Annotated in this window: 28 protein-coding genes; 13 read left to right on the plus strand and 15 right to left on the minus strand. The window is 59.7% G+C overall.

Annotation, left to right across the window (positions count from 1 at the left end; translation table 11 throughout):
* The first annotated feature begins 155 nt into the window (after positions 1 to 155).
* The 12 genes from AC1DJH_RS30050 to AC1DJH_RS30105 all read left to right on the plus strand — a co-directional run bounded on the left by AC1DJH_RS30050 (position 156) and on the right by AC1DJH_RS30105 (position 6,768).
* Entirely contained in the window at positions 156 to 425 is a 270-nt protein-coding gene (locus AC1DJH_RS30050; protein WP_478188200.1) for a hypothetical protein, read from the plus strand.
* A 227-nt stretch (positions 426 to 652) separates the two neighbouring features.
* The gene (locus AC1DJH_RS30055) at positions 653 to 1,162 is read left to right on the plus strand and encodes a DUF1993 domain-containing protein (protein WP_055803081.1); all 510 of its coding nucleotides are present in this window, start codon (positions 653 to 655) and stop codon (positions 1,160 to 1,162) included.
* A 352-nt stretch (positions 1,163 to 1,514) separates the two neighbouring features.
* Complete coding sequence (locus AC1DJH_RS30060; RefSeq protein WP_478188201.1) at positions 1,515 to 1,979, plus strand: hypothetical protein; 465 nt, start codon at positions 1,515 to 1,517, stop codon at positions 1,977 to 1,979.
* Between the two features lie 168 nt (positions 1,980 to 2,147).
* The gene (locus AC1DJH_RS30065) at positions 2,148 to 2,573 is read left to right on the plus strand and encodes an NIF family HAD-type phosphatase (protein WP_478188202.1); all 426 of its coding nucleotides are present in this window, start codon (positions 2,148 to 2,150) and stop codon (positions 2,571 to 2,573) included.
* Positions 2,574 to 2,822: 249 nt separating this feature from the next.
* The gene (locus AC1DJH_RS30070; protein WP_478188203.1) at positions 2,823 to 3,230 is read left to right on the plus strand and encodes a hypothetical protein; all 408 of its coding nucleotides are present in this window, start codon (positions 2,823 to 2,825) and stop codon (positions 3,228 to 3,230) included.
* Positions 3,231 to 3,324: 94 nt separating this feature from the next.
* Complete coding sequence (locus tag AC1DJH_RS30075; RefSeq protein WP_478188204.1) at positions 3,325 to 3,585, plus strand: hypothetical protein; 261 nt, start codon at positions 3,325 to 3,327, stop codon at positions 3,583 to 3,585.
* A gap of 58 nt (positions 3,586 to 3,643) precedes the next feature.
* On the plus strand, positions 3,644 to 4,057 hold the full coding sequence (locus AC1DJH_RS30080) for a hypothetical protein (RefSeq protein WP_478188205.1): 414 nt from the start codon (positions 3,644 to 3,646) through the stop codon (positions 4,055 to 4,057).
* A gap of 80 nt (positions 4,058 to 4,137) precedes the next feature.
* Positions 4,138 to 4,395 (plus strand): hypothetical protein, encoded by a 258-nt coding sequence (locus AC1DJH_RS30085; protein ID WP_478188206.1) that lies wholly within the window; start codon positions 4,138 to 4,140, stop codon positions 4,393 to 4,395.
* A 181-nt stretch (positions 4,396 to 4,576) separates the two neighbouring features.
* Positions 4,577 to 4,876 carry a hypothetical protein gene (locus AC1DJH_RS30090; RefSeq protein ID WP_478188207.1) on the plus strand — a complete coding sequence of 100 codons (300 nt, stop codon included), beginning with the start codon at positions 4,577 to 4,579 and terminating at the stop codon, positions 4,874 to 4,876.
* 215 nt (positions 4,877 to 5,091) lie between these two features.
* Positions 5,092 to 5,595: a hypothetical protein gene (locus AC1DJH_RS30095; protein WP_478188208.1), complete on the plus strand. Its 504-nt coding sequence runs from the start codon at positions 5,092 to 5,094 to the stop codon at positions 5,593 to 5,595.
* A gap of 101 nt (positions 5,596 to 5,696) precedes the next feature.
* Positions 5,697 to 6,269, plus strand: coding sequence for a hypothetical protein (locus tag AC1DJH_RS30100; RefSeq protein WP_478188209.1), 573 nt, complete (start codon positions 5,697 to 5,699; stop codon positions 6,267 to 6,269).
* A 127-nt stretch (positions 6,270 to 6,396) separates the two neighbouring features.
* Positions 6,397 to 6,768 (plus strand): barstar family protein, encoded by a 372-nt coding sequence (locus AC1DJH_RS30105; protein WP_478188210.1) that lies wholly within the window; start codon positions 6,397 to 6,399, stop codon positions 6,766 to 6,768.
* A 699-nt stretch (positions 6,769 to 7,467) separates the two neighbouring features.
* On the opposite strand, the gene AC1DJH_RS30110 is transcribed toward AC1DJH_RS30105, so the two are convergent.
* The 4 genes from AC1DJH_RS30110 to AC1DJH_RS30125 form a co-directional block, all read right to left on the minus strand.
* Entirely contained in the window at positions 7,468 to 7,962 is a 495-nt protein-coding gene (locus AC1DJH_RS30110; RefSeq protein WP_435441885.1) for a GNAT family N-acetyltransferase, read from the minus strand.
* Between the two features lie 30 nt (positions 7,963 to 7,992).
* Positions 7,993 to 8,523: a hypothetical protein gene (locus AC1DJH_RS30115; RefSeq protein ID WP_143042573.1), complete on the minus strand. Its 531-nt coding sequence runs from the start codon at positions 8,521 to 8,523 to the stop codon at positions 7,993 to 7,995.
* A 158-nt stretch (positions 8,524 to 8,681) separates the two neighbouring features.
* A complete protein-coding gene (locus AC1DJH_RS30120) occupies positions 8,682 to 9,932 on the minus strand; it encodes a GAF domain-containing sensor histidine kinase (protein ID WP_478188211.1) in 1,251 nt (416 codons plus the stop codon).
* 194 nt (positions 9,933 to 10,126) lie between these two features.
* Positions 10,127 to 10,525 carry a DUF6896 domain-containing protein gene (locus AC1DJH_RS30125; protein WP_478188212.1) on the minus strand — a complete coding sequence of 133 codons (399 nt, stop codon included), beginning with the start codon at positions 10,523 to 10,525 and terminating at the stop codon, positions 10,127 to 10,129.
* Between the two features lie 212 nt (positions 10,526 to 10,737).
* On the opposite strand from AC1DJH_RS30125, the gene AC1DJH_RS30130 reads away from it, so the two are divergent.
* Positions 10,738 to 11,268: a hypothetical protein gene (locus AC1DJH_RS30130; protein ID WP_478188213.1), complete on the plus strand. Its 531-nt coding sequence runs from the start codon at positions 10,738 to 10,740 to the stop codon at positions 11,266 to 11,268.
* Between the two features lie 58 nt (positions 11,269 to 11,326).
* Here AC1DJH_RS30130 and AC1DJH_RS30135 read toward each other — a convergent pair whose 3' ends face one another.
* The 11 genes from AC1DJH_RS30135 to AC1DJH_RS30185 all read right to left on the minus strand — a co-directional run bounded on the left by AC1DJH_RS30135 (position 11,327) and on the right by AC1DJH_RS30185 (position 22,698).
* Positions 11,327 to 12,727 (minus strand): epoxide hydrolase family protein, encoded by a 1,401-nt coding sequence (locus AC1DJH_RS30135; protein WP_478188214.1) that lies wholly within the window; start codon positions 12,725 to 12,727, stop codon positions 11,327 to 11,329.
* A gap of 15 nt (positions 12,728 to 12,742) precedes the next feature.
* A complete protein-coding gene (locus AC1DJH_RS30140; RefSeq protein ID WP_478188215.1) occupies positions 12,743 to 13,777 on the minus strand; it encodes an aldo/keto reductase in 1,035 nt (344 codons plus the stop codon).
* Positions 13,778 to 13,829: 52 nt separating this feature from the next.
* Positions 13,830 to 14,591 (minus strand): ABC transporter ATP-binding protein, encoded by a 762-nt coding sequence (locus AC1DJH_RS30145; RefSeq protein ID WP_478188216.1) that lies wholly within the window; start codon positions 14,589 to 14,591, stop codon positions 13,830 to 13,832.
* On the minus strand, positions 14,588 to 16,354 hold the full coding sequence (locus tag AC1DJH_RS30150) for a branched-chain amino acid ABC transporter ATP-binding protein/permease (RefSeq protein WP_478188217.1): 1,767 nt from the start codon (positions 16,352 to 16,354) through the stop codon (positions 14,588 to 14,590). Before AC1DJH_RS30150 ends, AC1DJH_RS30145 begins: the two co-directional genes overlap by 4 nt.
* The gene (locus AC1DJH_RS30155; RefSeq protein WP_478188218.1) at positions 16,351 to 17,391 is read right to left on the minus strand and encodes a branched-chain amino acid ABC transporter permease; all 1,041 of its coding nucleotides are present in this window, start codon (positions 17,389 to 17,391) and stop codon (positions 16,351 to 16,353) included. Before AC1DJH_RS30155 ends, AC1DJH_RS30150 begins: the two co-directional genes overlap by 4 nt.
* 56 nt (positions 17,392 to 17,447) lie before the next feature.
* A complete protein-coding gene (locus tag AC1DJH_RS30160; protein WP_478188219.1) occupies positions 17,448 to 18,575 on the minus strand; it encodes an ABC transporter substrate-binding protein in 1,128 nt (375 codons plus the stop codon).
* Between the two features lie 590 nt (positions 18,576 to 19,165).
* The gene (locus tag AC1DJH_RS30165) at positions 19,166 to 19,465 is read right to left on the minus strand and encodes an epoxide hydrolase N-terminal domain-containing protein (RefSeq protein WP_478188220.1); all 300 of its coding nucleotides are present in this window, start codon (positions 19,463 to 19,465) and stop codon (positions 19,166 to 19,168) included.
* Between the two features lie 155 nt (positions 19,466 to 19,620).
* Positions 19,621 to 20,586, minus strand: coding sequence for a Bug family tripartite tricarboxylate transporter substrate binding protein (locus AC1DJH_RS30170; RefSeq protein WP_478188221.1), 966 nt, complete (start codon positions 20,584 to 20,586; stop codon positions 19,621 to 19,623).
* 27 nt (positions 20,587 to 20,613) lie between these two features.
* Positions 20,614 to 21,366: an SDR family NAD(P)-dependent oxidoreductase gene (locus tag AC1DJH_RS30175; protein WP_478188222.1), complete on the minus strand. Its 753-nt coding sequence runs from the start codon at positions 21,364 to 21,366 to the stop codon at positions 20,614 to 20,616.
* Positions 21,367 to 21,500: 134 nt separating this feature from the next.
* On the minus strand, positions 21,501 to 21,962 hold the full coding sequence (locus tag AC1DJH_RS30180) for a VOC family protein (protein WP_478188223.1): 462 nt from the start codon (positions 21,960 to 21,962) through the stop codon (positions 21,501 to 21,503).
* 10 nt (positions 21,963 to 21,972) lie between these two features.
* On the minus strand, positions 21,973 to 22,698 hold the full coding sequence (locus AC1DJH_RS30185; RefSeq protein WP_478188224.1) for an SDR family oxidoreductase: 726 nt from the start codon (positions 22,696 to 22,698) through the stop codon (positions 21,973 to 21,975).
* Positions 22,699 to 22,720: the final 22 nt, after the last annotated feature.

The raw sequence follows: 22,720 nt of genomic DNA on the forward strand, positions 1-22,720 counted from the left end.
CCACTGAAATTCTGGAAGGCTGCTTGCCTCGCGGCAGGTTGTCGGTGCGAAAGCACCGATGCGTATGCGAGGTATCAAAGGCGACGGCCGGGGTGCGGTAACACCCCGACCGTCTAACCAAATCAGTGCACTTACCTCTAAAGGACCGCACAAAAATGGCTACCAAGACTATAGCCCGGCCACCCACGCCCGGCGCTTGCGAAGACAACGCCCAAGACCCGGCGGATCGTCTCGAAAACACGCTCTCCCAACTCGAAGCTCTCCTGTGGGTCTGCCACGGGGAATTCATCGACTGGTGCAGCGGCAGTGGGCCTCGACAGCTGGACAACCTGCTCTGGCTTGCGGCTGAACTTGCTCGCAAGGCGGGGGAACTGTTTCAGTTGAACGAGAAGGCGCGAAGCGGAACGCCTGAGACCGGCGGTTAGCAGCTGGTCTGCGGGTCGCGGATTTCGCGGCCCGCCTGAAGAGCGGGGTTCGTTTGGGCGCGACGATTAAAGCTTTCGCGATGGACCGAATTCGATTCGGTTGAGGTTGTTCGTCGGGGACGTCTCAGCGGAAGCTATCCGCCCTGTGCTGTTAGCCTTACATGGTCGGCAGGCCTCTGCCACGCCAACTTCGGCCATCGCGCCCAATTTTTAGAAGTGAACTCACTATGACCAGCCCGCTGTACAACGCTTCCGTTCCCGTCATGCAGCAGATGCTGCGCGCCCTGTCCGACGTGCTCAAGAAGGCCGAAGACCACGCGACGCAAAAAAATATCGATCCCAATGCGCTGCTGCAGGCGCGGCTGTTCCCTGACATGTTTCCGCTGGTACGTCAGGTACAGATCGCCGCAGACTTCTCCAAGGGCATTGCCTCCCGCCTGGCTGGTGCCGAGGTGCCGTCCTGGCCCGACACTGAGGTCAGCTTCGCCGACCTGCAAGCGTTGATCGCCAAAGCATTGGCCCATATCGGCTCCTTCAAGTCTGAGCAATTTGATTCAAGCGAGAGCCGCGAGATCGTATTGCGCCCCGGCACCCCCAAGGAAAAGAAACTGACCGCAGGCGCATATCTTCTGCACTATGGACTGCCGCAGTTTTTCTTCCACGTGACCACCACTTACGCGATCTTGCGCCACAACGGTATCGAGATCGGTAAGCGCGACTACATGGGTGCCTACTGACCCAAGACAGACCGGAGTTCAGCCACTCTGGCCACTGCCGCTCGATCGCAACCAGAGCCTCGGTCGCTGCGCGATTTCGGCTAACTGTGGATGGAGGCTTTATATAACCTGATTTGCTTGGCGCCTGGTCAAAGCTGACCCAATGTCTGGTGCGTTAGTCTGTGAATGACACAGTCGACCCGCTGCGAGCGTTCGACGTTGGTCTGCTGATGGCGGCTATGCAGCGGAAGCGGGCTGCCGTTGGTCGAGGCCAGACTTTCGGGCTCGGTCAGGACCGGTCATTCATCCTCGAATCTCAACCAGCGTCGCTCGCAAAACCAACGTCGGCCGACCGGCCGAAGGCATTCATCCCATGAGTTCACATCGCCTTGAGATTTTCGCCGACTACTACCAGTTTTATCTTCAAGACGCGACAGCCGAAGGAAGTCTGTCGGACGTTTGGGATGACGCTGCAACACGCCGCATGCTTGCTGTCTCGACAGGCGTGGTCGGTTTTGGGACCGCACGCAATATGAATGTTCCGGTAACGCTGGAGATTCTCGAGGCTGAGCCGTTCTGCGAGCTCGGCAGCTTCGATCACGTTGTTGAGGGTTCACTGGTCGTTGCGACTGGACCGCTCGTGATAGCGGGGTGCACTGACTATTTTCCCGATGCGCGACGGTTCGACGTGCAATCTGGCGCATTCAGAGTACGGCTGTCCGCATCAGGCCTGAGTTCGCTATCGACAGATGAGCTCGAGGGCGACGACCACTACCTCGTGCAGCTCTGGCCGGGCGACCCTATCGAACCTGTTGTGCTCAAGCAGTGGGAAGGGTGAGCATACGAGCCGACCCATTGGCCGCAAACAGCCGTTCGCTGTACCAACACAACTCGACGAAATCGGGCTGTGTACGGTCAAGAGACGTTCTGAACGACCCAGCTCGCATCGAACATCTTTCATTGAATCACGCACATCTTCTTTCTGCGAAGCGGCATATTCCCCTTCATGAAGAACTACGTCCTTGCCCTTGATCTCGAAGGTACCTTGATCTCAAACGCAATGAGCCAGGTACCCCGGCCAGGTCTGGCTGAGTTCCTGACTCGTTGTGCCGAACTTTTTCCTCGCATCGATATGTTCACCACCGTCAAGGAAGAACGATTCAGAAAGATCGCGCGCTTGCTGGTGGAAGAGCAGGTCGCGCCCGCCTGGTTCGCAGATATGGAGTACATCACTTGGCATGGTGAGACAAAAGACCTTCAATTTGTCCCTGGCGTGCTTCCGCAGCAGGTGTTGCTGGTGGACGATTTTGAGAAGTACGTTCATCCAGGCCAAGAAGCACAGTGGCTGCAGATTGAATACTTCGACTACCCCTATGGCTCAACGGATACCGGCCTCGCCAAGATGCTTCAAATACTTGCGGCGCGTATTTGATCGATGATTTCGTAGCGCACTGCTGCGGCGAGAATCGGCCACAAGCGGAAATTCATGCCCGTTTGCGGAGTCGATAGAACGAGACAGAACCCTGGTCGATTTGGCGGACATGCCGCTGGGATGGTCTGCCCTGCCTAGGGACATAAATTCGCCGTGGATGCGCCGGGTTAACGACGTCGAGCCTGCAGCATACGACCAAGAAAAAGACGTTGAAAACTCAACCGCCTCGTCGATCGGAGCCTTGAAACCATGCAACTTCTTGTTCGTACCATTGCCTCAATGCTTGCCGCGGGGATCATGGCAGCACCCATCTGGCTTGCCCTATTTGTCGCCAGCGCGGAGCCGGAGCGCCCAGTTCGAATAGCGTGGGCCGCGCCATTTCTTCTCGGAGGTTTCGTCGCGGCATTGGGGTACTTGGTCGTCGCGCTTGCCCCGAGTAGGATTGCAAGTGGCGTATTTGAGCTTCGTCTATTCGTTGCGTGCCTGATGGCGCTGCCGTGCACGGTTGTGGTCTATTTGATTTCTGTCACTAACGCGGGTGCGGTGGTCCTCTTATGTGGGACGCTGCTCGTCGCAACGGCATGGCTGCTTTCGGCGTGCATCTATCCGGCTTGGTTGCAGAGCCCTCAGGTCAACCGAGTCGATACGCCTGCATGACGTATCTCCCGGTTGCGTGAGGAGCGGCGGCTTCCGCGACGTGTGTAGATCCCTCAGGGCTCTATGCGCCGGCAACCCGGACAGTGACAGTCTCATGACCAATTCCATTCGGTGCCTCTCCCGGGATGAGGCGGCCTCGCAGGCAAAAGCGCTCGCCGTGGAGTTCGCAAAGTCCAGCGGAATGGAAGGTTCGCTCCTGGACATCCAGCCTGACCCTGTGCTGAGCGAGCGCGAGGGAAAGACGCCGGTCCACTGGTCCGCCGTCTTCACGTCGTCACACAGGGGCGTCGAGCTCGAAGGTCCGACGGTCTTGCTTGTGGACCTACGCGCTCAGAAGGTCGCGTTCAACGAATGAGGCCGGCAGGCAGAATGCGGCCAGAACCGGACCTTCCCGCCCACCTTCCAGTAAGACCATGCAACGACACACCCTGTATGCGTACTTAGACGGCTCTGACCTAGAAGACGTCGCCGCGCCCATCGAGGAAAGGCTTGTCGAACTTGCAGTTGCGCCAGGCTGGGTCACTTCAAGGCCGACTGTGGTGAATCAGAAGGCAGATGTGTCTGGCAGCCACCCTGACGACCTGCCCGACTGGGACCTTGGCATCAACTTGGCACTGCCTGACGCAGGCGACGAGCCTGAAGGATGGTTCGGAGACGTTGAGCGCGTTGCCGGGTACCTGGCGAAGCTGCACTCGACATTCGCCCGCGAGTTCGTCATCGGCATTGCCGACAATGTCACGGGTGTCACCGAGGATCTCTTCCTCGTCGAGTCCGATGCGCCGGACCTTGGCAGGCTGCGAAGCGCCATCGGTGTTCGCGGCGGCTAGCATCAGCGCCTTCCGGCCAAGATCAGACCTTCGTGGTCGGGGCAGAATGCGCTTAAAAGCAGCCGTTCCCGGGGCAAGAAATGAAATTTCGCATCGAACACATCTTTCACCAGCAGCGCCCTGTGTCGCTCTTTGCGCGACAGCTCGAACCGGGTGAGTTCGCTGTTTCTGAGAGGTCTCGCTTGGGTGGGGTGCCCATCAAGCCTTACCTATCCCAACCTCGGGCGCTGACCGCGGACGGGCAGCCGGACATGACGGTCTTCACGTTCGTGCTCGCCACTGCTAACGACTTGCCGAAACTTCAGGTAGGCCAAGATGCCGAACTCGAAGATGCGTGACGCGTCTCGGCCAACTGCGGACGTTGACCGACCACGGTCAAACCCGCCTTCGAGATAGCCAGTTGCGACAGCATTCCCTGTCGGAAGCACGGTAACATTCCGCCGTCATCCGACACCCACCCTAGTCGGACCAATACGAGAACAGCGACAGCTCAGGGTGTCACCCGAATGGAGCAACCCAATGTGGAGCATCTTGGCCGATCTGTGCATCGGCTTCTTCGAACTTGTTATGGATGTCTTGGTGTTCAGGGGGCAGCGCAGCAAGCACGGTCGCAGTCCCCGCAGTGTTGGCGAAGACACGTGCGAGGTCGCGCGCTTCAATTTCGTCACGTTAATTTTCATCGGGCTGGTCTGTGCCGGGTTGATGCTGCTCCTGTCCCTCGGGTTTGGGTTGTCGGTCGGCTTGAGCGTCGGCATTGGCATCACCGTGGGAGCGATCTGGGGAGTCTGGCAATATTCCCAACTGGTTCGTGAGCGATGAGCGCATCGCGGCGCTGACCTTCTCCCCGAACTAAGACCGCCTTGACTGGCGGCATGGGCATCGTCAACGAACTTTCCCAGCTCGAAAAGAGCCGCGTCACTCCCGCCGAGCAACTTGGCAAGTAGATTGAGGGCGAAGTTGGATGGCTGCGCGACCGGCTACCGTCGGCTAGATGCTGAAGTTGGCCGTGCCCCTCCTATTCGCCGTTCAACAAAATGCACAAGTCACCCCTCTTTCGCAAGGAGAACACAACAGCCCACCGGCCCCATGTAGCGGTCGGTGGAGACTATCGCGACCAGCGCAACACAAAGAAGGAAGCCCCCTCCGATGCGAAGCGAAGTTCAATGCACGGCAAAGAGCATCGCGGTCGTGACTACACGCCTCTTTTCAAGTTCCTGCTGTCGCATGTAGGCAAACCTTGGAACGAGGTTCACTCCGAGGCGGTTAGCCGGCTGGATCGTGTCGAGCCGATTTTCTGGTTGGTCGCATTGACCGAAAGCGACCGTTGTGAGTTCGTTCGCGTGGGAGAGTCGTCGTACTACAGCGGTCTCTATGTCGACGACAGCGGCCTCCTGCAGCAGGTCAATCCAAAGCTTGGGCCATCCAGCCTAGCTCCGAGTTGCAAATGCTGTACACACACGTTCAACGGCGTCCGCTTCACTCAGTCGTTCGGTTTGTCGGAATCCAGTCTCGAGCCAGGTTCAAAATCTGGGATCTAGGCGTATTGCTTACCTCGACGTCTTCGGGTCGAGCCGTCCGCCTTGGGCGTTATTCCACTCGACGGGTGAGAGTCTGGTTTAAGCGGGTTCGAAGGATGCCTATGGCCCATCGCTCCATTCAAAACAAGGGCTACAGTCGGCGCCAAAAGCAGACATCCCGCAGTCAAGGCAAATCGACCATGCTAAGCATCAACAGATACCTGCCATCCCGTCCGACCGTCCTCGCTCTTGTCCTGCTGTGCGCGACACCAGCGTGGTGCATATCGCCTGCAAGTTATCTTATCGAGGCGAAGTTCATTCCTGGAACACTTCATCTTCAGGCAGGTCATGAAGCGCAAATTGAGAAGGAATCGAAAGATCTCAAACAGCCGTCAGCCAAACCTAACTGCGTTCTCGATATGTTCGTCCAGGTCACTGCGGACTCTCAACGCGTGGGCATATCCGACGACGGCCAGCGTGCACTCGCACTGGCGCGTGGACAAGTTTTTAAGCGCGTCCTCGAAAAGTCTGGTCTGCAAGGCGCCGCACTTGCGCCAACCTATGTGAGCTTCACCGCAAGAGCCTCTGAGTTGGACACTGCGGTATTCATGTTCAGGCTTAGGCCATCGATAAAGTACGCTGCGACCGACGGTATCGAGGTCAATCCTGAGCTCGCAGACTGCACGCGACGCTGACTCGGCTCGCACGTTCTCAGTGGCCGCTTCGGGCCCGTTCACGACGGCGGCTTGAACGGCTAAAGTCGGCCACAACCAGCCGGTCGCAGCGTGGGGCAGAATTCACCAGAAGCGGACGTATGCACGCATGACCAATCTCATCACCATCGATCTCTCTGAGGCAACAGACGGACTGCAATTGCTTTCTGCAATGGGCGAGCAGCTATGTTTGGGAGGCCCCGGCGGAAATCACCCTGTGTCTGCGGTCGACGGTGGCGGATGGGGCTGCAATTGGAACGCATTGGCCGACTCGCTCTGTTACTTGGACAGCGGGGGTATCTGGGGCACCAGTCCCGTTCAAACGTTGCCGCTGTTGCTCCGACTCTCTGGCACAAAGAGCGTGGCATCGCATTGCCCCGACGCTCTCGACATGCTGCAAGAAATTCTGCTCGAAACCAAGGAAAAGTATGCTCAAAGAGGACTTGAGTTCGCCTTCGAGCTTGACACACAAGTGAACTGATCGGCCAGTTGCTATGGGCCCAGCCGCGGTTTGGCTACAGTCGGCCAAGTTCGGACTTTTGCGTGCAACCGCGGACGAAGCCCATATGAAGACCCAGTACTGTCACCTCTGCCACAAGGATTGCCGCTGCGAGTCGTGGTACCTCCAAGCTGGAGGTGGATACGTAAGGTTCTCCGATTACTTGCCTCTTCCTGAAGGCGCGGCTGGGCACCCTCGATCCATGGAATGGTTTTGCCCTGTCCACCTGCCAGCGGCACGGGCTTTGGCATCTAAGCCGTTGAGTGACGCCATGACTTGCTTGAAGCAGGAGTACGGTGCCTTCGAACCTCCTCTCTCTTATGGTCCATGTCCAGATCCGGAACTCTGGCTGACATCCATTGGCCAAAATCGATCAAGGGTGTTCAACATCATTCGTCGAGTCACAGGCCGCAGCCCGAGTGAAGTTAAGGCGTTGCTCGAAAACGGCAATTTCAGGATCAAAGCAGGGTGGCCAGTAGACGCGGAGCTCCGACCTATCGCTGAGGCCCTTGAGGCTATTGGTGCGTCGGTGGTTTTGCGTTGCCCTTAGCTGCGGACGTGGTTTCCGATTGGGAGAACGTCTGCTCTCAAGCGAGTCGCAAGACTGCTCAGGGCCCAAAGCGGGCCTAAAAGGTGCTCCAAAGCGGTCTCTGGGCGACGATTTTTCCTGCCGCTCGTCAGCTAGAACGGCTCATTTTGAGCGAGCTGCATCGGGACGTAAGCGATGCCCTTCGTCTCTACGAGTGCACCGACCGTGTGAAACCCCATGCGCTCATAAAAAGACAGTGCAGAGGGCGTTGAGTTGACCGTGGTCGCCACTGAGGCAGAAGGCCATCCATAGGCCTTTTTAATGTGAGACCAAAGCGCCCTTGCAACGCCCCCTCGTTGGAAAGGATGGCCAACGAAGAGGTGGAATAGATGGGTTCCGTTGCGAACGGCAATTACTCCCATCAACTGGCCGGCGGCCGTGCCAACGTAGTAATCGAGCTCTGGGGCACCGATGTTTCGTGCAATGCCCTCAGGCTCAAGCGAAAGCAAGAAACCTTCTGCACCTGAACCGTCGGCTCGCAAGAGGAAATGGTGCGCCAACGAAAGAATCAGCGCGCTGACTGCCGAAGCGTCGTCGAGCGTGGCTTTGCGTATGTGCATGGATTCGGGAGAAACGGTCGCGTTCATCTACGTAGGTCCGGTGATGGCCGACAGCCGCTATGCCTTACGGAACAGCAACATGTCAGGGGCGTTTGGTTGCGTCAATCGGTTCAGCATAAGCCCGCCACTTTTTGGCATCGACAAACGCCACCAGGCGCCGTTCGGTTCCGCATAGAACGTTACGTCGCCCTCATCCAGTGCTTGTCCAAGATACGGCGACGGAAATCTCGCAGGTACTTCGTAGACGCCCAGCTTGCTCATGTGGCACCTGACCAACCATACAACCCGGTAGTGCTCGCTGATGCTGGACTCTTCGGTACTTGGCAGGGGATATGGCCCAGCCAGTTTTCTCCTGTGTTCGATTGCCCAGGGTGGGGGTTCACCCGACTCAATAAATGCATACAGCCCCCGCCATGACTCAGGTTCCGGCCAGGTCTCTCGGTAGCGGTGGCGCTCTTCTTCCTTCAAGGCCAGAAAGAAAATTCTCCATTGACCCCAGTACGCCTCACCCCAGCCCATGCGCCACCCGACGCTACCCCATGGGATGTCAGGATGCTTGATCCACAGCGGTGACATCGCGACTGTCATGTTTCTGTGATTGGCGAGTTGGGGTGGAAGGTAGACCGAGGCGGTGAAGGTCGGCTACTGGCCGATAGTCGCCGAACGACAGTGGCAAAGCCGGGCCTAAACCAGTCATCACACCGAGTGGTCGGCTCGCCGCCAAGTGGCCCAAGCCAATCCTGCTTCTAATCATTGATGACAGCAGTAGGCAGACGCAGCGTAAATGTGCTTCCCAGACCAATGCCGTCACTCGCTGCTGAAATGGTACCTCCATGGAGATGGACAAAGCGCTCCACCAAAGCCAAGCCAACCCCCAGCCCACCCCTGTCCTTCAATTGTCTTCCCGGTACCTGCACAAACATGCCGAAGATGCTGGGCAGCGCCTCGGAATCGATTCCGATGCCATCATCACTCACTTGGATCGTCAGCTCAGCTTGCGAAGCCTTGGCACTGAGAGTGATGTGGCCGCCCTCGGGCGTGTACTTTGCCGCGTTCACCAACAAATTACAGACAACCTGCACCATTCGAACCGAATCGACGTTGACGTTCACTTCTGCCGAAGGCAAATCCAAGATCAGTTCGTGCCGGCCGTGTTCGATTTCCGGAAGACTGGCTTCCAAGGCAGAGGCTAACAACTGCTGCAGATCAACGCTGCGCAGCGCGACCTCGACCTTGCCCGCTGAAACCTTCGATGCCTCGGTAAGGTCGTCAATCAGGCGCACCATGTGATCGACCTGGCGTTCGAACATTCCCTTGACTCGCTCCACCGTGGCCCAGTTTTCCTTGGAGAGTTTCAGCAACTGTGTACCGCTTCGCATCGCCGAGAGCGGATTGCGCAGTTCATGAGCGAGGGTCGCCAGAAAGTCTCCGCGGCGCTGATGCTCCAATTCGAGGGCGGCATGAACCTGTCGCAGCCTGTGCTCGCTCTCATGCAGTTCGATGGCAGCACGTCGGCCTTCCAGCGCCTTGACGGCCGCATGTGCAAGATGCAAAAGCACCTTTCTCTGCTTGTCGGTCAGGACACGCGGCTCGCGGTCGATGACGCACAGCGTGCCCACGGAGTTACCGTCGGAGAGGATCAGCGGGGCTCCGGCGTAGAACCGGATGTCCGGCTCGCCGGTCACCAATACGTTGTCGCGGAACCTCGCATCGAGGGTGGCGTCTGGAACTTCAAGCAGCTCTGCGCTGTGAATGGCGTGCGCACAGAACGCCGAGCCTCTATCGGTTTGAGAGGCGTCAGGCAAACCCACATTGGCTTTGAACCACTGCCGGTCGCGATCGATCAGGCTGATGAGTGAAATCGGCGCGTCGCATACCAACGATGCAGCTTGAACAAGCGCGTCGAACTCCGCTTCTGGTGCGGTGTCCAAGATGCCGAGCGCGAGCAGACTTCTCAGGCGGGCATCTTCGTTTTGCGGAATGGCTGCAACCCCCAAGCTCGGATTCCTTTCAATGTGAAGGCAAGCACGGCGCCTTTGTCAGCACGGGCTGTAAACCGCCTTTTGATGTGCGCATTTTAAGTAATGACTGCTTGTGGCCGCATTCTGCCTTTCCTGGACCGACGACAGCGAGCCCGGAGATCTTCGCTTCCCGCAAACGTTAGGCAAAAAAGTGGCCGGGAGGGCGGCCGCTACGTTCGCAGGTAGTGAAGCATGTACGTTGAGGGCTCAAATGCGCCGCTGTCCACCGCAAGCTGAAAACACTCGCGAAGTTCCTCTTTCGAGGTGAAGGTGTACTGGCTCAGGCGGTCACCTGCGAAGCGAGCAAGCCGCCAAAAGTCGAAACCATCTGTCTCGCCGTTCTGGCCGAAATCGAAATCCACCAATCCAGCCTCAAGCTCGACGCCGATGCCATATCCGTGCTTGATGTATGGCACGCCGCCTGGCAGGACGCCGCTATGCGGAAGGCCATTGCAAGCCCAGGCAACATTGCTTTCGGGCATCGCAACGCCTCCCTCCTTGAGGAGATTCACGGCTGTTGCAACCGCAGCCAAGAAGTCCTCGATGAGGCTGCGAAGGCGTGAATCCATTTGGGTGTGCATTTGGCGGTATCAGAGGATGGTACTGACCGTCCGGTTCTGGCCGATTGTTGTCGAAGACCTGATCAGTGCGCTCGCGCTTCAGGAGCCTGATTGGCCCGCCCAATCTTATCGGCGCCCGCGCCGACTGCTCTTGAGAGGCGCTGGAGGCGGTTTCCAGCCCCAGGGATTTTTTCGGTCGCGCCATTCGGTACCATTCCGAGATGGCATCCGTCACTCCCTTAATTCGCATCGGCCTTGAGAAGGCCTGCAAGGCATTTTCCGTATCCGCGCAGGGCTTGGGGTTTGCCAGAACCAAGAAGATGTTCTGGACGCGCCGTCATTCACACACGGTGGACTTCGTTCACTTTCATCGTTCGGGTAGTTCGTATCCAGCCATCAGTGCGACAGTCGAAATCCAGGTCCACTTCGGCATTCGCGTGCTCAACGACACATTTGCCGCTGCAGCGCTGAACGGCCCCTTCAGCGATCCGGACAATCTGCGTGAAGGACGCTATCACCTGCGCTTCAATGCCGAAACAGGCAGCACCTACGAGCGCTGCGTCGACGATCTGGAGCGCTTTTTAAGAGAACAGGGTGAGCCTTGGTTCCGACAATTCGCCAGCCCCGACAGCCTGCTGCTGCATGCAGACTCCCCACTGCGGGCCGAGGAAAAGGTCTCGCTGACTGAGGCAGTGGCCGGCCACACAAAGCCCGAGAGCATCGCAGTCTCCCTGAAGTTATTGGGTCTGTAGCCGGTTGATACGAACCCGGTCCCACTGACCTCATCGCCTCGGGCAGCGACGACCAGAATTACCAGTTCGGCAAGTTTGGCAAAACTAGCGACGCAGGCCCCTCAATGGCGTGCCTCGCAGTATTGAGCGGCCTGAGTGAAGGTCCGGTTCTGGCCGACTGTAGCCTGTCGTGCTGACGTCTTAAGCGGGCCCGTTCGCATTTAATGGCAGCAATTTTTTTACTATTCGCGTATTCGACGTTGCTTACATCAGTTACTTCGCCTGACGAGTTACGCGATTTCTTAAAAGCATTACGAAGTTCTTCGACAAAGAGGACCGGTTGCTCCCAAGCGGGGAAATGGCCGCCCCTGTCAGCAACGTTCCAGTAATACAGCTTCGACCACAGTTGCTGCGCCCAGGCCCGAGGCGGGCGAATTGTTTCTTTGGGAAAAACGGTCGCCGCCATAGGGAGATCGATCGGCCCGGCATTAAGACTGAATGGCTCGGCGCTACGAATGTTCTCCCAGTAAAAGCGGGCGGCGGATCCAGCGGTTCGCGTGAACCAGTAAAGGGAGATGTTGTCGAGCATCTCGTCGATCGGCAGCGCGTCCGAATCGTCTTCATGATCGGTCCAGTCGTGGAGCTTTTCATAGATCCAGTTTGCCTGCGCGAGAGGCGAATCAACCAACGCATACGCGATGGTCTGAGGACGTGTCGCCTGCTTCCGAAAATAGCCCGCTAGCTTGCCGCGGCTGTCGGCATGGCGCTGAACGTCCGCATAGACAGTGCTTTCTTCCGTCGTCATGTTTTCTGGCGGATGGGTCGGCACGACGAGTTGCCAGTTCACATGCGCGGCGATCAAGCCAGCCGGCCGTTGCTGCGCAAGCGCATGCGTGATGGTCGAGCCCCAGTCTCCTCCTTGAGCAACCCACTGGTTGTATCCAAGCCGGGACATCAGCTCGCCCCAGGCGCGGGCGGTACGAAAACGGTCCCAGCCCCCTTCGGAGGGCCGTTCGGAAAAACCGTGGCCAGGCAATGAAGGCACGACAACATGAAATGCATCCGACGCCTCGCCACCGTGAGCGACCGGATCGACCAATGGCTCGATCATGTTAAGGAACTCAACAACCGAGCCAGGCCAGCCATGAGTTAGCAAGAGGGGAAGCGCATGCGGATTGGCGGACCGCACATGTAGGAAGTGAATGCCGAGTCCATCAATTCGAGTGAGGAACTGCGGAAATGCGTTGATCTTGGTTTCAAAAGCACGCCAGTCGTAACCGTTGCGCCATCGCTCGACTAACGCCTGCGCCCGGGCCAGCGGAACGCCTTGGCTCCAGCCGTCGACGGTTTCACGATCCGGCCAACGTGCTGCGTAGAGGCGCCGCCTGAGATCATCGATTTCCTCCTGGGGTACGGCGACCTTGAAGGGGACGATTTCATTGACCGCACCAAGTTCATCGAGAGCGACGATGTGCTTCACGGTTTCCCTCCTATGCTACGCGGCCACCGGCGCATTCGCGTCGATCAGGCGTTCGGCCTTCAGCTCGGCCCAGAAGACGTCGGGAATTGCCTGAGCGAGCAAGCTCACGCTGGTCTGCATCTCGGCGATTGATCGGGCCCCCGGAATGATGCTCGCGACGAGCGGGTGGCGAAGCGGAAACTGCAGTGCCGCCGCCTGCAGCGCAACGCCGTGCCTTGCGCAGACGGCTTCGATCCGGCCGACCTTGTCGAGGATCGCCGGCCCGGCCGGCCGGTAGTTGAAGGTCGCGCCATGCACAGCGCCGGTGGCGAGGATGCCGGAGTTGTAAGGCGCGCCGATGATCAAGCTGACCCCACGTTTCTCGCACAGGGGAAACAATTCGCTCAGCGCCTCCTGATCAAGCAGGGTGTAGCGGCCCGCGAGCAGGAAGTAGTCGAAATCCCCGGCCTCGGCAAAGTCGCACAGCATCTGCCATTGATTGATCCCGACGCCGACGGCCTTGATGACGCCCTGGCGGCGAAGGTCTGCCAAGACCGGATATGCACCCTCCATTGCCGCCTTGAAGTGCGAGCGGCTGCATGGGTCTGCGCCACCGAACACATCCACCGCTTCGTCCGGATCATGGATCGCCAGCATGTCGATGTGCGAAGTGCCAAGGCGTTGCAGGCTCGCGTCGATGGAGCGCAGCACTGCGTCACGGCTGAAGTCGAACTCGGTGCGCATCGCCGGTGTGTCAGCCCACAGCCGTGAAGCAACGGCCGAGGGATCGACGGGTACTAGGCTGTAGCCAACCTTCGACGAGATGACGATGTCTCTGCGCGGAATCTGCTGCAGCGCTAATCCCAGACGGGATTCGCTCAACCCGAAGCCGTAGCTCGGCGCCGTATCGAAGTATCGGATGCCGCTGACCAATGCTGCCTCGACCGTGGCTTCGGCGGCGCCAGGCGCCACCGCGGTGAACATGTTGCCGAGCGGAGCGCAGCCGAGGCCGAGCGCCGTCACTGAAAGTTCTGTTTGGCCGATGCGGCGATGCGCGCCAATGTATGACATGTCTGTTCCTTGACCGTTTTCGATGGCCGGGTCGGTGTGTCGAGGGGAATTCTTAATGAGCTCGGGCCGCACCGCCCAGGTAGGTGGCTTCCACGCGAGGGTCACATGCCAGTTCCGCGCTGGGCCCTTCTAACTTGATGGTTCCAGTCTCCAGCACGTATCCGTAATCGCTCACCTGCAACGCGGCACGGGCGTTCTGCTCGACCAAAAGGATGGCCACGCCGCTGCGTCGAAGGTCGGCAACGATCCGGAACACCTCTTTGACAACCAAGGGCGCCAGACCGAGGCTAGGCTCGTCGAGCAGCAGTAGCTTGGGCTTGGCCATGAGCGCGCGCCCCAAGACAAGCATGGCGCGTTCGCCCCCCGAGAGGGTGCCAGCGAGTTGTTCGCGGCGCTCCTTCAGTCGCGGAAAGCGCTGGAACACATCGTCCATATTCTCTCGGTGGTCACGTAGTCCCTTGCGGTGGCGGGCATAGGAGCCGAGCAGGAGGTTGTCTTCGATGGTCATGGTCGAAAACAGCTCGCGTCGCTCGGGTACCAAGCTCATACCTGCCACGACCCGCCGCTCGACCTTCACGCCGGACTGGCTCTTGCCGATGAACGACACCTCCCCGGCGCAACCCAACTGCCCCATGATGGCAGATAGCATGGTGGTCTTGCCTGCTCCGTTGGGACCGATCACAGTGACGATCTGGCCTGCGCCGACATGAAGGTTAGCGCCATGCAGAGCCTCGACCTTGCCATAGGCGACGCTCAGATTGCGGACCTCAAGTAGGTTGCCGGCAATGACGGTATTTGCCTGCGTCTCCATCATTGCGCACTACCCAAGTAAGCTTCAAGGACGGCCGGATTTGCCTGGATTTCGGCCGGCAGGCCTTCGGCGATCTTTTGGCCAAACTCCATCACCACGATGCGGTCGACCAAGCCCATGACGAAGTCCATGTCGTGCTCGACCAAAAGAATGGCCATGCCTTCCGAGCAGAGTTTTCGCAACAAGTCAGCCAGCGCCTCCTTCTCCTTGAAGCGTAGGCCCGCTGCAGGCTCGTCGAGCAGGAGCAAACAGGGATCTGCGGCGAGTGCCCTGGCGATTTCCACGATGCGCTGGTCGCCCAAGGGCAGGCTGCCAGCGGGCAGATGCTTGCTGGCGGTCAGGCCGACGCGGTCGATCTGCCGCGAGGCTTCGGCAAGCAGTTCGCCTTCCTCACGCCGTTCCAAGTGGAGCGCAGAGCGCAGAACACCTGCATGGCCCCGCAGATAGGCCCCGATGGCGACGTTCTCAAGCACCGTGAGGTGGGACAGTAACTTGACGTGCTGGAAAGTCCGGCTCATTCCCAGCCGTGCGATCTCGTGAGCCTTCAACTTGTCGATCTCATGTCCCAGGAAGCGCACTGTGCCGGAAGTGACGGGCAAAATGCCTGAGATTAGGTTGAACATGGTGCTCTTGCCTGCACCGTTTGGTCCTAGCAAAGCCAGGATTTCGCCAGCCCGCACGCTGAGGCTCACGTTACCCACGGCCACGAGACCGCCGAACTTCTTGGTGGCCGCATCGACTTCGAGGATCGTCTCGCCTGCCGGTGGCAGAGCACGTCGCTCCAATTGCGCCGCCGCAGGCAAGGCCAGGGCTGCGCCACTCCGGCGCGCGAAGCGCCTAGCCACGAGTGGCCAGATTCCATCCGGCGCACGCTGCAGCAAGACGATTGTGAGCACCGACAGCACGATCACCTCGTAGTTGCCACTTTGGCCCACTAGTTTGGGCAGAACGTCGACCAGCGTCTCCCTGAGCACCGTGATAATGGCGGCGCCAAGCACGGCTCCCCAGACGTGACCTGCGCCGCCTACGACCGCCATGAACAGGTACTCAATGCCATAGTCAAGGCCGAATGGCGTCGGGTTGACGAAGCGTTGCAGGTGCGCGTAGAGCCAGCCCGATACGGCGGCTAGCACCGCCGAGATGAGGAAAACAATGACCTTCATTCGATGGATGTTCACGCCCATCGATTCGGCCATCACGCGGCCGCCCTTCAAACACCGGATCGCGCGGCCCTCCCGCGAGGAAAGTAGGTTGTGCACAAACACCACAGCAGCGAGCACGGCGGCCCAGATCAAGTAGCTCGATCGGCGTCCGGTGTCGAACTCAATGCCGAACAGGCTGATCGGCGGCAGGTTGCTGATGCCGGTGTGACCACCCAGGACGTCCAGGTTGCCGGCGACGAAGTACAGGCTCAGGCCCCAGGCAATGGTGCTGAGAGGCAAATAGTGACCCGCTAGACGCAGCGTCAGGCCTCCCAGAGCGAAAGCGACCATCCAACTCGCGGCCATCGCGATCGGCAGTGCGATCCAGGGCGACACGCCGGACACGGTGGTGAGATAGCTGGTGGCATAGGCACCGACGCCGACGAACGCCGCGTGACCGAACGAACTCATGCCACCGATGCCCGTCAACAACGCCAGTCCGATTGCAACCAGACTGTACATGCCGGTGTAGTTGAGAATTGTGATGAGGAATTCGGGCAACACCTGCGGACCAATCAGGAGCAGTCCAAGCAGAACGGCAACGCCGATGCGAGCGGGCTTCATTCTTCGTCCTCGTCGACGTGGTGTGCCTTCAGCGAACGCCACAGCAGGACCGGCAGAATCATCATGAACACAATCACCTCCTTGAACGCACTCGCCCAAAAGGAAGAATAGGACTCAAGCAGGCCGACCAAAAGAGCGCCTGTGGCGGCCAGCGGATAGCTAACGAGGCCGCCGATGATGGCCGCCACGAAGCCCTTGAGCCCAATCAAAAAGCCTGTGTCGTAGACGATGGTCGTGATGGGAGCGATCATCATCCCGGAAAGCGTCCCGATCGCAGCCGCCAGGGTGAACGCCAGGGCACCGGCGCGCGTCGTTTCGATGCCCATCAGCTCTGCGCCGACGCGATTGACCGCCACGGCTTTGAGCGCTTTGCCGTGGAGCGTCCGGTTAAAAAACCAATAGAGCGCAAGAATGGTGACCGCGCTGGCGCCGACAACCCACAGCGATTGCCCGGTGACCTGCAGACTTCCCAAGTTCCAACTCGATTCGCTAAACGGCGTAGTACGTGTGCCTTCAGGCCCGAACACCACCAGGCCAGCGCCAGCCAGCGCCAGATGCACGGCCACCGAAACGATGAGCAGCAACAGCACTGAGGCATGGGCCACCTCCTGGAACGCGATGCGGTAAAGCACCGGGCCCAGGGGCACAACGAGGGCCATTGTCATCAATGCCTGGACTGCAAGCGGCATACCTCGCGGCGCCAGCCACCACACCGTTGCCGACAGCGCAGCGGGCAGCGCGCCGTAGGCGAGGAGCCCGCGAACCACACGGCGCTGGTCGCTATTGCGCCAGCCGGCCCACACTTCCATGGCGGCAGCGACACCCGACAAGGCGAGGAGCAGCCACATGGTTCCGGGAGCCTTGCTGTCCTGCAGCGACGCCATGGTCAGCGCGCTGAAGGCCACGAATTCGCCTTGGGGCACGAACACCACCCGGGTCACCGTGAAGACCAGCAGGATGGCGACGGCGAGAAGTGCATAGATCGCACCGGTAATGACGCCATCCTGAGCGAGCAATAAGGCGATTTGAGGATTCATAGGTTTCTTCCAACAGGCAAAAGCAGACGTCTCGTGGCGATCGAGGACCCGGGCCGCTACTTCACCAACCTCCACTCGCCGTTCTCGGCGCGCAGCAGCACTACCGCTCGAGCGTCGACGCCTGCATGATCGGTGGCAGTCATGTTGTAGACGCCGTGTGTGCCAACGACTTCCTTCGACGACTCAAGGGAGTCGCGAAGGGCTTGCCGAAACTCCGGTGTGCCGGGCTTGGCCTTTTTGACGGCATCGGCAACGGCACGGTTTGCCAGCAAATAGGCGTCGAAGGAATAAGCGGAGGTGGAGTTGCGTGTGCCGGCGCCGTAGGTGTTCTCATAGAGCTTCGTAAACTCCATGGCAACCTTCTTGGTCGGCGCCTCATCAGGCAACTGTTCAGCAACGACAACCGGCCCAGCGGGAGCGAGAGCGCCTTCCCAACTCCTAGCGCCAACGCGAAGGAACTCCCTGTTGACCATCGCATGGTTATGGTAAATGCGGCCTTTGTAGCCCCGCTCGCGCAGCGTGATTTGAGGCAATGTGCCCGGCGCGCCCGAGCCGCCGATGACAACCGCGTCGGGGCTGACGGACAACACCTTTAGGACCTGGCCGGCGACGCTCGTGTCCAGACGGGCATAACGCTCTTCTGCAACGATCTTTACCCCGGCCGCGTCAGCATGGGCCTTGAAGCCGTTCAGTACCGCGTCGCCCCACGTGTCAGCGAAGCCGATGAAAGCCACTGTCTTGACTTTGTTGGCCTTCATGTCCGAGGCTACAGCGCCCATCATCAACTCCGACGGCTGGACGACCGTGAACACCCAGGGATTCCGGAAGACCGACGTACCCAAAGAGGACAAGACGATCTGCGGCGTCTTCAACTGGGCCGCTACATCCGACATGGCGATTGAGGAGGGCAGGCTGCTCGAGCCAATCAGCAGGTCCACCTTGTCGCCGACGATTAAATCGCGGGCGAATTTGACCCCGTTGGTCGGATCGGTGGCGTCGTCTCGAAAGATGTACTCGACGGGCTGTCCTCCAAGCGTCTTGGGTAATACGGCGAACGTATTCTTGTAGGGAATTCCTAGAGACGCACCCGGACCGGTTGTACCTAGAATCACCCCGACCTTCACCTGCGCCGTGACAGGCAGCACGAACAGGGCTAAAGCCACCGCTGACACGATATATCTCATTGCCATTTTGTCTCCTGGACTTTTTTCAAGATGAAGGATTGTCAGAAGGGACCCTTGTCTTCAGCGAGCACCTCCGAGTTTTTGGGCACTAGGTGCACAACAGCGGGCCAGCACCAGGAGGATTGCACGGTGGTGGGAGCGAGCCGCTTGCCCCCAACCAGCGGATCAGCGCAAAGTCCGAGAGCACGCGCGTAAGTCCTCGGTAAAGAGTTCCGGCTGTTCGAAAGCGGCGCAGTGCCCGCCGCGGAGCGGACATTTTTGGCCTGGCCTTCCATTCAACTGCGGACAGGTGGCAGCATCTACCTTGGGTAGATGGCCACGCCGGCGGGATTCTTGCCCGGGCGATCGAGCCGCTTGTGGCCAAAGCTCTCCCTGTACAGCCGCGCCTAACAAGTGGCAGTGCCAGTGACCCAGTAGCGCATTACGTTGGCGTCCTCCCCGACCAAGCCACACAAGCCGGCAGTGATGGATGATCCCCAATCGCCTCCCCGAGCGACATAGCGCGCGTAGCCAAGCCGTGCCGTCCTTGGTACCCAGCTTGATGCGATGCGGTCGATGCCCGAGCCAATGACAGTCGGCTTCGACGAAAATCAGAAATCAGGCAGCGACGGGAAGTCCGCGCGAAATGCGTCGTTTCGCTGCCGCCAAAGCCAGTTGGGCCCACCAGCGGTTCGATTACCTCCTAAGTCGATCGAGCCTGGCCAGCCGCATGTAAGCAGCAGCGGCAACGCCTCCGAGTGCCGCGCGCGGAAATGTATGGAGTGCACGGCGATGCCGTTGATGACAATACGATGCTGCGCAAAACGGGTTAAGCGATTTCTCGCTTGCCCGCCAATCGTGCGCCTCTGCCAGGGGTAGGCAAACGTCTTGCATCCACGTGACCGGCGCACCCTGGCTCAGTCGTCGACCAGCTGCGCATCAGGCCATCGTGTCTGGCGCAGCCGTGCGCACAGTTCATCGAGCATGGCCTCGGGGACCGCGATACGATGGATGATGGCGTCGGTCAAAGCATCCCAGCGACACTTTCTAAACCGGATGGAATACGCTATTCAGGTTTAATGCCAGCCTCTTTGATGACCTTGCTCCAGCGCGCGGTCTCAGCGTTCATCGACGCAGTGAATTCCTCTGGCGAGGTCGATGTTTTAAGAACAACGCCTTGGTCGTTAAACCTTTTGATGAGCCTGGGGTCAAGCAGCGCGGTCTTGATCGTCTCGTCGAGGGTTTTCACGATGGCGCTTGGCGTGCCGGCCTTGACGACAACGCCGTACCAGAACCTCGGCACGATGTCGACGTAGCCCAGCTCCTTTAGCGTCGGTACCGATGGGAACTGCGCAAGCCGCGTGTCGTTGCCAACCGCGAGCGCGCGCATTTTTCCAGCTTTAACATACTGGCCTGCCAGGACTGTGTCGTACATGAAGTCCACTTCCGATGACATGATTGCCTGCAGCCCGGGAGTCGATCCCTTGTAGGGAACGTGGACCATGGTCGCGCCGATGCTCTTTGCGAACAGCACACTGAAGAGCTGCGCGCCGCTGCCGATGCCCTGCGACGCATAAGTGAGCTCCTTACCTGACTTCGCCGCGGCGATGAGATCTCCCAGGGTCTGGTATGGGCTGCTTACGGGAACGACAAACATACCCGGCAGCACGGCGAATTCGGTGACCGCCTGCAGTTCCTTTTGCGGCCGGTATGTCAGGTTCGGGAACAGGCCGACGTTGGTCGCCAAGGTCGGCAGGTCGCCGAGGTACATGGCATGGCCGTCGGCCGGCTGTGCCTTCAACGCCCCGACCGCAATCTGACCCGCCGCACCGGGCCTGTTGTCTACGACGACCGGCTGGCGCAACGTTTCTGACATTACCGCGCCAAGGTATCGGGCAAAGGTGTCGGTGGGACCTCCAGGGGCGTAGGCGACGAAGAAGCTGATTGGCTTCGACGGATAGGTCTGGCCAAACGCGAAAATGCTACTCAGGCCAAGCATCCCGGCCAGGAGTCGTGAAAAGAACTTCGACATTGCTGTCTCCCGGGTGGTCGGATGCTTTCAGACCGAGCTATAGCCGCCATCGACGGCATAGAACGAGCCCGTGGTGAAACTTGACTTGTCGCTGCACAGCCAGGCGATTAGCTCAGCAACCTCATCGGCCTTCGCAAGCCGCCCAAGCGGGTGCAGCTGTGCATAGGCACGGCGCGTCTCGGCTGGTTTGTAGTGGAGCAGCGGCGTGTCGACGTAACCGGGTCCGACGGCATTCACGCGGATGCCGTGCTCGGCGCAATCGAGCGCAGCCGCCTTGGTCAGGCCGAGCACCGCGTGCTTGGAGGTGACATAGGCGCTCAGCTTGGTGCGCGCGACGACGCTCATGACAGAGCCGACGTTTACGATTGAACCGCCACCGCGCTTAATCATCATCGGCACCGCGGCGCGCATGCCGTAGAAAACGCCGTTGACGTTGACGTCGAGGATGCGTTGCCAGTCGGACAGCTCGGTGTCCTGGACGGTGTGCTGCAACTTTGAGGGACCGACGCTGATGCCGGCGCAGTTCACCGCGATGTCGAGTCCGCCATAGAGGCGCTCGGCTTCGGCGACGGCACGAGCATGCGCCTGCGCGTCGGTTACATCCATCTGAAACGGCATTGCAGCACCGCCCGTGGAGGTGATGAGGTGGGCCGTCGAGGCCGCCGAGTCAGCGTCGAGATCGCATACCAGCACCGATGCGCCGTCGCGCGCCAAGACTTCGGCGGTCGCGGCGCCAATGCCCGATCCGCCGCCCGTAACGATGGCCACTTTTGCATCCATAGTTCGTCTCCTTGAAGTTGTCTGACAACCCACCAGTGCCGCAGAGCGGTGTGCGAGGTGAATCGGGCGCGGGCGGCACAGGCCAGCGGGCTGCGCCTGCGTCGTTCACGCGTTCTTTGGTGAAGCGCGGAGCGTCAGCGAGGCAACTGCATCATCTCGATGGTGTGACCCTCCGGGCCGCGCGCGTAGGCGACGCGCATTCCGTTCGGGTACGTCTGTGGCGCGCCGAGACGCTTCCAACCGGCCGACTCGACACGATCGAGAAGCTTGTCGATGTCGGTCACCGAGAATGTTAGGTGTGCCGAGCCAACGTCGCACGAGCGCGGCCGGTAGATCATCCGATCATCCGGCTTGTCGTATTGCAGCAGCTCAATCTTGTGACCACCCGGCGCGACCACTACCGCGATCTCGAGTTCGGTGCCGGGCACGCCAACGATGCTGTCGAGCGCAGGGCCAGAGGCCAGCTTCTTCCTTACATCAAGCCTGCATCCAATAACATCGCACCAGAACGCGATAGCGTCGTCGAGCGATGAAACAGTCAGACCGGTGTGGATTGTGTCGAGGACGAGTTGGTCGGCCGTTGCGTGCGTTTCCATCGTCGTCTCCTCAGGACACCAATTGGCCGCCGCTCGCGTCAAGCACGGTGCCGGTCAGGTAGCCGCACTGCATCGCAAAGATGTAGGCTAGCGCGATCTCGTCGGCGGCGGCGATACGCTTGAGCGGGACGACCGCGGTGATGCGCTGGACAAACTGTTTCTTAGCGTCGGGCTGCATCGCGTCGTACGTCGTCGTCGCCGTGACACCCGGCGCAACTACGTTGATACGTCGCGGTGCCTGTTCCTTGGCGAGCTGGCGCGCGCAGGCTTCAACCGCTGCGTTCACCGCAGCGATCGTCGAATGATTCGCCATGCTGGCGCGGCTGGCGACACCCGAGGTCAGTGTGATGCTGCCGTCGGCGGCGAGATGCGGCAGCGCCGCCTTGACAACGCGGTACTGGCTGAAGAACTTGCCGTTGGCGTACTCCATGACCGCGTCGAGACTCATTTTGTCCGCGGTGGTGTCGATGCCAAGCCGAGCCGCAGACTCGTGCACCGTCATCGCGACGTGATCGACGTGGCCGATCGTTTCGAACAACGCAGTCAGCGACGCTTCGGACTTCGCGTCGCAGGAATGGTACGTCGCGCCTGGCATTTTTTCGGCCGCGGTAACACCCCGCGAGGCAATGTGGACCTCCGCGCCGAGATCTATAGCGATCCGCGCGACTTCGAGGCCGATCCCTGCGCTGCCGCCGATGACCAAAACGCGCTCGCCATTTAGGTTCTTCTGTGTCATGAAATCTCCTGTGTTGTGTATG

The organism is Variovorax sp. 10N412 (genome assembly GCF_056394985.1).

Bases quoted from the DNA above. Each gene is read 5' to 3' on its own strand.
- AC1DJH_RS30115 (WP_143042573.1), bottom strand. From the start codon at position 8,523: ATGACAGTCGCGATGTCACCGCTGTGGATCAAGCATCCTGACATCCCA.
- AC1DJH_RS30055 (WP_055803081.1), top strand. From the start codon at position 653: ATGACCAGCCCGCTGTACAACGCTTCCGTTCCCGTCATGCAGCAGATG.
- AC1DJH_RS30095 (WP_478188208.1), top strand. From the start codon at position 5,092: ATGCACAAGTCACCCCTCTTTCGCAAGGAGAACACAACAGCCCACCGG.
- AC1DJH_RS30065 (WP_478188202.1), top strand. From the start codon at position 2,148: ATGAAGAACTACGTCCTTGCCCTTGATCTCGAAGGTACCTTGATCTCA.
- AC1DJH_RS30085 (WP_478188206.1), top strand. From the start codon at position 4,138: ATGAAATTTCGCATCGAACACATCTTTCACCAGCAGCGCCCTGTGTCG.
- AC1DJH_RS30170 (WP_478188221.1), bottom strand. From the start codon at position 20,586: ATGTCGAAGTTCTTTTCACGACTCCTGGCCGGGATGCTTGGCCTGAGT.
- AC1DJH_RS30060 (WP_478188201.1), top strand. From the start codon at position 1,515: ATGAGTTCACATCGCCTTGAGATTTTCGCCGACTACTACCAGTTTTAT.
- AC1DJH_RS30145 (WP_478188216.1), bottom strand. From the start codon at position 14,591: ATGATGGAGACGCAGGCAAATACCGTCATTGCCGGCAACCTACTTGAG.
- AC1DJH_RS30070 (WP_478188203.1), top strand. From the start codon at position 2,823: ATGCAACTTCTTGTTCGTACCATTGCCTCAATGCTTGCCGCGGGGATC.
- AC1DJH_RS30125 (WP_478188212.1), bottom strand. From the start codon at position 10,525: ATGGATTCACGCCTTCGCAGCCTCATCGAGGACTTCTTGGCTGCGGTT.
- AC1DJH_RS30160 (WP_478188219.1), bottom strand. From the start codon at position 18,575: ATGAGATATATCGTGTCAGCGGTGGCTTTAGCCCTGTTCGTGCTGCCT.
- AC1DJH_RS30050 (WP_478188200.1), top strand. From the start codon at position 156: ATGGCTACCAAGACTATAGCCCGGCCACCCACGCCCGGCGCTTGCGAA.
- AC1DJH_RS30140 (WP_478188215.1), bottom strand. From the start codon at position 13,777: ATGTCATACATTGGCGCGCATCGCCGCATCGGCCAAACAGAACTTTCA.
- AC1DJH_RS30080 (WP_478188205.1), top strand. From the start codon at position 3,644: ATGCAACGACACACCCTGTATGCGTACTTAGACGGCTCTGACCTAGAA.
- AC1DJH_RS30185 (WP_478188224.1), bottom strand. From the start codon at position 22,698: ATGACACAGAAGAACCTAAATGGCGAGCGCGTTTTGGTCATCGGCGGC.
- AC1DJH_RS30100 (WP_478188209.1), top strand. From the start codon at position 5,697: ATGGCCCATCGCTCCATTCAAAACAAGGGCTACAGTCGGCGCCAAAAG.
- AC1DJH_RS30105 (WP_478188210.1), top strand. From the start codon at position 6,397: ATGACCAATCTCATCACCATCGATCTCTCTGAGGCAACAGACGGACTG.
- AC1DJH_RS30155 (WP_478188218.1), bottom strand. From the start codon at position 17,391: ATGAATCCTCAAATCGCCTTATTGCTCGCTCAGGATGGCGTCATTACC.
- AC1DJH_RS30150 (WP_478188217.1), bottom strand. From the start codon at position 16,354: ATGAAGCCCGCTCGCATCGGCGTTGCCGTTCTGCTTGGACTGCTCCTG.
- AC1DJH_RS30175 (WP_478188222.1), bottom strand. From the start codon at position 21,366: ATGGATGCAAAAGTGGCCATCGTTACGGGCGGCGGATCGGGCATTGGC.
- AC1DJH_RS30180 (WP_478188223.1), bottom strand. From the start codon at position 21,962: ATGGAAACGCACGCAACGGCCGACCAACTCGTCCTCGACACAATCCAC.
- AC1DJH_RS30075 (WP_478188204.1), top strand. From the start codon at position 3,325: ATGACCAATTCCATTCGGTGCCTCTCCCGGGATGAGGCGGCCTCGCAG.
- AC1DJH_RS30090 (WP_478188207.1), top strand. From the start codon at position 4,577: ATGTGGAGCATCTTGGCCGATCTGTGCATCGGCTTCTTCGAACTTGTT.
- AC1DJH_RS30130 (WP_478188213.1), top strand. From the start codon at position 10,738: ATGGCATCCGTCACTCCCTTAATTCGCATCGGCCTTGAGAAGGCCTGC.
- AC1DJH_RS30110 (WP_435441885.1), bottom strand. From the start codon at position 7,962: ATGAACGCGACCGTTTCTCCCGAATCCATGCACATACGCAAAGCCACG.